Source organism: Streptococcus sp. CL8.13, assembly GCF_049737895.1.
Genome location: NZ_JBKOTT010000041.1, coordinates 1 through 7,314, shown reverse-complemented (window position 1 = coordinate 7,314; position 7,314 = coordinate 1). Strand labels below are relative to the sequence as shown.

General features: G+C 38.8%; 8 protein-coding genes. All 8 read left to right on the top strand.

The annotated features are described in order from the left end of the window. Nucleotides 1–581: phosphotransferase family protein (locus tag ACLNCN_RS02360; protein WP_424844542.1), on the top strand; the 581-nt coding region annotated here is incomplete at its 5' end. Then, nucleotides 571–1,449 (top strand): DMT family transporter, encoded by an 879-nt coding sequence (locus ACLNCN_RS02355; protein WP_203180420.1) that lies wholly within the window; start codon nt 571–573, stop codon nt 1,447–1,449. The genes ACLNCN_RS02360 and ACLNCN_RS02355, both read left to right, overlap by 11 nt. A gap of 11 nt (nt 1,450–1,460) precedes the next feature. After that, entirely contained in the window at nt 1,461–2,150 is a 690-nt protein-coding gene (locus tag ACLNCN_RS02350) for a CTP--phosphocholine cytidylyltransferase (protein WP_020902399.1), read from the top strand. An 88-nt stretch (nt 2,151–2,238) separates the two neighbouring features. Beyond that, nucleotides 2,239–3,087, top strand: a complete 849-nt coding sequence (gene dprA, locus ACLNCN_RS02345) for a DNA-processing protein DprA (RefSeq protein ID WP_424844541.1) — start codon at nt 2,239–2,241, stop codon at nt 3,085–3,087. A 117-nt stretch (nt 3,088–3,204) separates the two neighbouring features. Continuing rightward, the gene (topA, locus tag ACLNCN_RS02340; RefSeq protein ID WP_164226201.1) at nt 3,205–5,292 is read left to right on the top strand and encodes a type I DNA topoisomerase; all 2,088 of its coding nucleotides are present in this window, start codon (nt 3,205–3,207) and stop codon (nt 5,290–5,292) included. A 105-nt stretch (nt 5,293–5,397) separates the two neighbouring features. Next, nucleotides 5,398–5,757 carry a YbaN family protein gene (locus ACLNCN_RS02335; protein ID WP_020901447.1) on the top strand — a complete coding sequence of 120 codons (360 nt, stop codon included), beginning with the start codon at nt 5,398–5,400 and terminating at the stop codon, nt 5,755–5,757. A gap of 92 nt (nt 5,758–5,849) precedes the next feature. After that, a complete protein-coding gene (locus ACLNCN_RS02330) occupies nt 5,850–6,482 on the top strand; it encodes a copper homeostasis protein CutC (protein WP_424844540.1) in 633 nt (210 codons plus the stop codon). Between the two features lie 43 nt (nt 6,483–6,525). Continuing rightward, the gene (locus ACLNCN_RS02325; RefSeq protein ID WP_424844539.1) at nt 6,526–7,182 is read left to right on the top strand and encodes an MmcQ/YjbR family DNA-binding protein; all 657 of its coding nucleotides are present in this window, start codon (nt 6,526–6,528) and stop codon (nt 7,180–7,182) included. Nucleotides 7,183–7,314: the final 132 nt, after the last annotated feature.

Genomic DNA, 7,314 nt, shown 5'->3' with positions numbered 1-7,314 from the left:
TTGATGCGACTTCAATTAAGGCCAAATTTGATAAAATTGCTCCAATTTTACAAACCATTCATGCGTCTGGTAAGGAATTAAGAGGAGAATTTGCTCCTTTTGAAGAAATCAAAAAATACGAATCCTTGATTGAAGAAAAAATTCCTTATGCCAACTATGAAGCAGTTCGAGAAGAAGTCTTCTCCTTAGAGAAAAGACTGGCTGACTTAGGTGTTGACAGAAAATCTTGTCATATCGATTTGGTGCCTGAAAACTTTATCGAATCACCTCAAGGACGATTGTATCTTATTGACTGGGAATATTCATCAATGAATGATCCAATGTGGGATTTGGCTGCCCTCTTTTTAGAGTCTGAATTCACTCGTCAAGAGGAAGAAGCCTTCTTATCTCACTATGAGAGTGAGCAAACACCTGTCTCTCGTGAAAAGATTGCCATCTATAAAATTTTGCAAGACGTTATTTGGAGTCTATGGACTGTCTATAAGGAAGAGCAAGGCGCAGATTTTGGTGACTATGGTGTAAGTCGTTACCAAAGAGCTGTTAAAGGTTTGTCATATTATGGAGGTTCAGATGAAAACTAAAAATGGAGTTTCTTTTGGTCTACTCTCAGGTATTTTCTGGGGGTTAGGTCTAACGATTAGTGCTTATATCTTTTCGATTTTTACAGATTTGTCGCCCTTTGTGGTGGCTGCTGCTCACGATTTCTTGAGTATCTTTATCTTACTAGCTTTTCTTTTGATAAAAGAAGGGAAAGTTCGTCTCTCAATTTTCTTAAATATTCGCAATGTTAGTGTTATCATCGGAGCCTTATTAGCAGGCCCTATCGGTATGCAGGCCAATCTTTATGCAGTTAAGTATATTGGAAGTTCCTTAGCTTCATCGGTATCTGCTATCTACCCTGCAGTTTCAGTTTTATTAGCTTTCTTCTTTTTGAAGCACAAGATTTCAAAAAATACTGTGTTTGGGATTGTCTTGATTATTGCAGGGATTATTGCCCAGACCTATAAGGTTGAACAGGTCAATTCCTTCTACATTGGGATTCTCTGTGCTTTGGTTTGTGCTATTGCGTGGGGAAGTGAGAGTGTTCTAAGCTCCTTTGCTATGGAAAGTGAATTAAGTGAAATCGAAGCTCTCTTAATCCGTCAAGTGACTTCATTCTTATCTTATCTTGTGATTGTGCTCTTTTCTCATCAATCATTTTCAGAAGTGGCCAATGGACAATTGCTAGGTCTTATGATTGTCTTTGCAGCTTTTGATATGATTTCCTACTTGGCTTATTATATCGCTATCAATCGATTGCAACCAGCCAAGGCTACAGGCTTGAATGTGAGCTATGTAGTTTGGACTGTCTTGTTTGCAGTTGTTTTCTTGGGTGCACCGCTAGATATGCTGACAATTATTACGTCACTTGTCGTCATTGCTGGAGTTTATATTATTATTAAAGAATAAAGGAGATTCGTGTGAAAGCCATCATCTTAGCAGCGGGCTTGGGAACTCGCTTGCGTCCTATGACTGAAAATACCCCTAAAGCCTTAGTGCAGGTTAATCAAAAACCTCTGATTGAATACCAAATTGAGTTTCTCAAAGAAAAAGGAATCCATGATATCATTATCATTGTTGGTTATCTTAAAGAACAATTTGATTACTTGAAAGAGAAATACGGAGTTCGACTCGTTTTCAATGATAAATATGCTGATTACAATAACTTTTACTCTCTCTATCTTGTAAAAGAAGAATTGGCTAACAGCTATGTTATTGATGCCGACAATTATCTCTTTAAAAATATGTTCCGCAATGATTTGACACGTTCGACTTATTTTAGTGTCTATCGTGAAGATTGTACCAACGAATGGTTCTTGGTCTATGGAGATGACTATAAGGTTCAAGACATTATTGTTGATAGCAAAGCAGGTCGCATCCTTAGCGGTGTATCCTTCTGGGATGCTCCAACTGCAGAAAAGATTGTCAGCTTTATCGACAAAGCTTATGCAAGTGGAGAATTTGTTGATCTCTACTGGGACAATATGGTTAAGGATAATATCAAAGAGCTAGATGTCTATGTCGAAGAATTAGAAGGTAATAGTATCTATGAGATTGATAGTGTCCAAGATTATCATAAATTAGAAGAAATTCTTAAAAACGAAAATTAAAGATTATAACATCTGGCTGAAATAGTCGGATGTTTTTTTGATTTTTTTACGAATAAATAGATGAGTAGAAAAAGAAATGGAGATATTTATGAAAATCACAAACTATGAAATCTATAAGTTGAAAAAATCAGGTTTGACTAATCAACAGATTTTGGCAGTTCTAGAATACGGTGAAAATGTTGATCAGGAACTTTTATTGGGTGATATTGCAGATATATCAGGTTGCCGAAATCCAGCTGTTTTTATGGAACGTTATTTTCAGATAGATGATTCGCATTTTGAGAAAGAATTTCAAAAATTTCCATCTTTCTCTATTTTAGATGACTGTTACCCTTGGGATTTGAGTGAAATATATGATGCACCTGTGCTTTTATTTTACAAGGGAAATCTTGACCTCTTGAAATTTCCTAAGGTAGCGGTTGTGGGCAGTCGTGCTTGTAGCAAACAAGGAGCTAAGTCAGTTGAAAAAATCATTCAGGATTTGGAAAATGAACTGGTTATTGTCAGTGGATTAGCCAAGGGGATCGATACAGCAGCCCATATGGCAGCTCTGCAGAATGGCGGAAAAACCATTGCAGTGATTGGGACAGGACTGGATGTGTTTTATCCTAAAGCTAATAAACGCTTGCAAGACTACATCGGCAATGACCATCTGGTTCTAAGTGAATATGGACCTGGTGAACAACCTCTGAAATTTCATTTTCCTGCTCGTAATCGCATCATTGCTGGACTTTGCCGTGGTGTGATTGTTGCAGAGGCTAAGATGCGTTCAGGTAGTCTCATTACCTGTGAGAGGGCAATGGAAGAAGGGCGCGATGTTTTTGCTATTCCTGGTAGCATTTTAGATGGACTATCAGACGGTTGCCATCATTTGATTCAAGAAGGGGCAAAATTGGTCACCAGCGGGCAAGATGTTCTTGCGGAATTTGAATTTTAAGACAAAATTTCTCTTTCTAAACCAACTTTTCTTCTATATATAGGAGCTAAGTCTTGACAGTTATGGCAAAATGGTTTACACTTTATAAAGTTTATTACTTTGAAAAGGTGTGATACTGTGGCTACGGCAACAAAAAAGAAAAAATCAACAGTTAAAAAAAATCTAGTAATCGTGGAGTCGCCTGCTAAGGCCAAGACGATTGAAAAATATCTCGGCAGAAACTATAAGGTTTTAGCCAGTGTCGGGCATATCCGTGATTTGAAGAAATCCAGTATGTCCGTTGATATTGAAAATAATTATGAACCGCAATATATCAATATCCGAGGAAAAGGACCTCTCATCAATGACTTGAAAAAAGAAGCTAAAAAAGCTAATAAAGTCTTTCTGGCGAGTGACCCGGACCGTGAAGGAGAAGCAATTTCTTGGCATTTGGCCCATATTCTCAACTTAGATGAGAATGATGCCAACCGTGTGGTCTTCAATGAAATCACCAAGGATGCTGTCAAAAATGCGTTTAAAGAACCTCGCAAGATTGATATGGACTTGGTCGATGCCCAACAGGCACGTCGTGTACTAGACCGTTTGGTAGGATACTCTATTTCGCCTATTTTGTGGAAGAAGGTCAAGAAGGGTTTATCAGCAGGTCGAGTTCAATCTATTGCGCTTAAGTTAATCATTGATCGTGAGAATGAAATCAACGCCTTCCAGCCAGAAGAATATTGGACAATTGATGGTGTCTTCAAAAAGGGAACCAAGCAATTCCAGGCTTCCTTCTATGGAGTAGATGGCAAAAAGTTGAAACTAACTAGCAATGATGAGGTCAAGGAAGTCTTGTCTCGTCTGACTAGTAAAGACTTTTCAGTGGATCAGGTAGATAAGAAAGAGCGCAAACGCAATGCTCCTTTACCCTACACCACTTCATCTATGCAGATGGATGCTGCCAATAAAATTAACTTCCGTACTCGAAAAACCATGATGGTTGCCCAACAGCTCTATGAAGGAATTAATATCGGTTCTGGTGTTCAAGGTTTGATTACCTATATGCGTACCGATTCGACTCGTATCAGTCCTGTAGCGCAAAATGAAGCAGCAAGTTTCATTACGGACCGTTTTGGTAGTAAGTATTCTAAGCATGGTAGCAAGGTCAAAAATGCATCAGGTGCTCAGGATGCCCACGAGGCTATTCGTCCGTCTAGTGTCTTTAATACACCTGAAAGTATTGCTAAGTATCTGGATAAGGATCAGCTCAAGCTTTATACTCTTATTTGGAATCGTTTTGTAGCGAGTCAGATGACAGCTGCTGTCTTTGATACCATGGCTGTTAAATTGTCTCAAAATGGAGTTCAATTTGCTGCTAATGGTAGTCAGGTTAAGTTTGATGGTTATCTTGCCATTTACAATGACTCTGACAAGAATAAGATGTTACCAGATATGGCTGTTGGAGATGTGGTTAAGCAGGTGAATAGCAAACCAGAGCAACATTTTACTCAACCGCCTGCCCGTTATTCTGAAGCGACCCTTATCAAGACCTTGGAGGAAAATGGAGTTGGACGTCCGTCAACCTACGCGCCAACCATTGAAACCATTCAGAAACGTTATTATGTTCGCCTTGTAGCCAAACGTTTTGAACCGACAGAGTTGGGAGAAATTGTTAACAAGCTCATCGTTGAATATTTCCCAGATATCGTAAATGTGACCTTTACAGCTGAAATGGAAGGCAAGCTGGATGACGTCGAAGTTGGAAAAGAGCAGTGGCAACGTGTCATTGATGCCTTTTACAAACCATTTTCTAAAGAAGTGGCCAAGGCTGAAGAAGAAATGGAGAAAATCCAAATCAAGGATGAACCAGCTGGATTTGACTGTGAAGTGTGTGGCAGTCCAATGGTTATTAAACTTGGTCGTTTTGGGAAGTTCTACGCTTGTAGCAATTTCCCAGATTGCCGTCATACCCAAGCAATCGTGAAAGAGATTGGTGTTGAGTGTCCAAGCTGTCATCAGGGACAAATCATTGAACGTAAAACCAAACGTAATCGCCTTTTCTATGGTTGCAATCGCTACCCAGAATGTGAATTTACCTCTTGGGACAAACCTGTTGGTCGTGACTGTCCAAAATGTGGAAACTTCCTCATGGAGAAAAAAGTCCGTGGTGGTGGCAAGCAGGTTGTTTGCAGTAATGGTGATTACGAAGAAGAAAAGATTAAATAAGAGGAGAGTCCTGAAAGTGGATTTCAGGCTCTTTTTGGTTAGAACTTGACAAAATTCATCATTATATGCGAAACTAGAAGAAGATTATTTTAACTAGGAGAAGTTATGCGTTTTATCTATTTGATCATTGGTTTTTTATCACTGGCCTTGGCTATTATTGGGGTTGTTTTACCCTTGTTGCCTACAACGCCTTTTCTTTTGTTGTCTATTGCTTGTTTTTCAAGAAGTTCCAAGCGTTTCGAAGATTGGTTGTATCATACCAAGCTCTATCAAGCATATGTAGCTGATTTTCGCGAGACTAAGTCTATTGCCCGTGAACGTAAGAAAAAAATCATCGTATCTATCTACATCTTGATGGGAATTTCCATTTATTTTGCCCCTCTTTTACCAGTCAAAATCGGTCTAGGAGCCTTGACCATCTTTATCACTTATTATCTCTTCAAGGTCATTCCAGACAAAGAATAGTTAAAATAGTAGTTATTTCCCTTGATAAAAACGAAAGTATATTCACAACAATATGATATAATAAATTTAAAGTAATACTCAAGGAGAATCAAATGATTTACGAATTTTGTGCTGAAAATGTGACCTTGCTTGAAAAAGCGATGCAGGCTGGAGCTCGTCGAATCGAACTCTGTGACAATCTAGCAGTTGGTGGAACAACGCCCAGCTATGGAGTGAACAAGGCAGCGGTTGAATTGGCAGCTAACTACGATACGACCATCATGACCATGATTCGTCCACGTGGTGGCGACTTTGTCTATAATGAACTAGAAATTGCAATTATGCTAGAAGACATTCGGTTGGCTGCTCAGGCTGGAAGTCAAGGAGTTGTATTTGGGGCTTTAACTGGTGAGAAGAAGTTGGATAAGCCTAATCTTGAAAAGTTAATTGCGGCATCAAAAGGGATGGAAATTGTCTTTCACATGGCCTTTGATGAATTGAGTGACGATGATCAACTGGAAGCTATTGACTGGCTTAGTCAAGCTGGAGTTACTCGTATCCTAACTCGTGCTGGTGTGTCTGGAGATTCACTAGAGAAACGTTTTGCTCACTATCACAGAATTTTGGAACATGCTAAAGGTAAAATTGAAATTCTACCAGGTGGGGGGATTGACTTGGACAACCGTCAAACCTTTATCGACCAGCTAGGTGTGATACAAATGCATGGAACCAAGGTTGTCTTTTAAAAAATAGAAAGGAACTGCTAGCTTTGGGTAGCAGTTTTCACTTATGTTTGAAATTTTTAAATCCTATCAGTTGAATCAAGAAAAGGCTTATGATTATGGTTTTGTAGAAAATGGTGGAGTGTGGACCTATAGTTGCCAAATTTTGCAGGATGACTTTGTCATGACTGTGTCCATCACTACTGATAATGTGAGTTTTCAAGTCTTTGACCAGGAGACTGGTGACCTCTATCCTCAAGTTCATATGGAAAGTATGACAGGAAGTTTTGTCGGAAATGTCCGTGAAGCTTGTCTGGAGACTCTTTACCATATTCGTAAGGCTTGTTTTGATGTGCAGGATTTTATCTGTCCTCAGACCAAGCGAATCATGACTCAAGTTCAGGAACAGTATGGTAATCAGTTGGAGTATTTGTGGGAGAAATCGCCTGATACGGCAGTGTTAAGACACGAAGGCAATAAAAAGTGGTATGCCGTCTTGATGAAAATCTCTTGGGATAAGCTGGAAAAGGGCAGAGAAGGACAGGTGGAAGCAGTCAACCTCAAACATGACCAAGTAGCTGACTTACTTTCAAAAAAGGGAATTTATTCAGCCTTTCATATGAACAAACGCTACTGGATTAGTGTGTCCCTTGATGATACTTTATCAGATGAAGAAGTACTGGAATTGATAGAAACAAGCTGGAATTTAACTATTAAAAAATGAAACATTTCAAGAATTTTCAAGAACTTTCAATTAGCAAAATATTCTCTACTGAAGAAATTTTCAGAAAATATTGGATTTTTTCTTGACAAGTACTTTTGCCTATGCTAAAATACTAAACAAGATATCAAACGA

Coding starts and splice junctions, on each gene's coding strand:
- ACLNCN_RS02325 (WP_424844539.1), top strand. CDS start 6,526: ATGTTTGAAATTTTTAAATCCTATCAGTTGAATCAAGAAAAGGCTTAT.
- dprA (WP_424844541.1), top strand. CDS start 2,239: ATGAAAATCACAAACTATGAAATCTATAAGTTGAAAAAATCAGGTTTG.
- ACLNCN_RS02355 (WP_203180420.1), top strand. CDS start 571: ATGAAAACTAAAAATGGAGTTTCTTTTGGTCTACTCTCAGGTATTTTC.
- ACLNCN_RS02335 (WP_020901447.1), top strand. CDS start 5,398: ATGCGTTTTATCTATTTGATCATTGGTTTTTTATCACTGGCCTTGGCT.
- ACLNCN_RS02330 (WP_424844540.1), top strand. CDS start 5,850: ATGATTTACGAATTTTGTGCTGAAAATGTGACCTTGCTTGAAAAAGCG.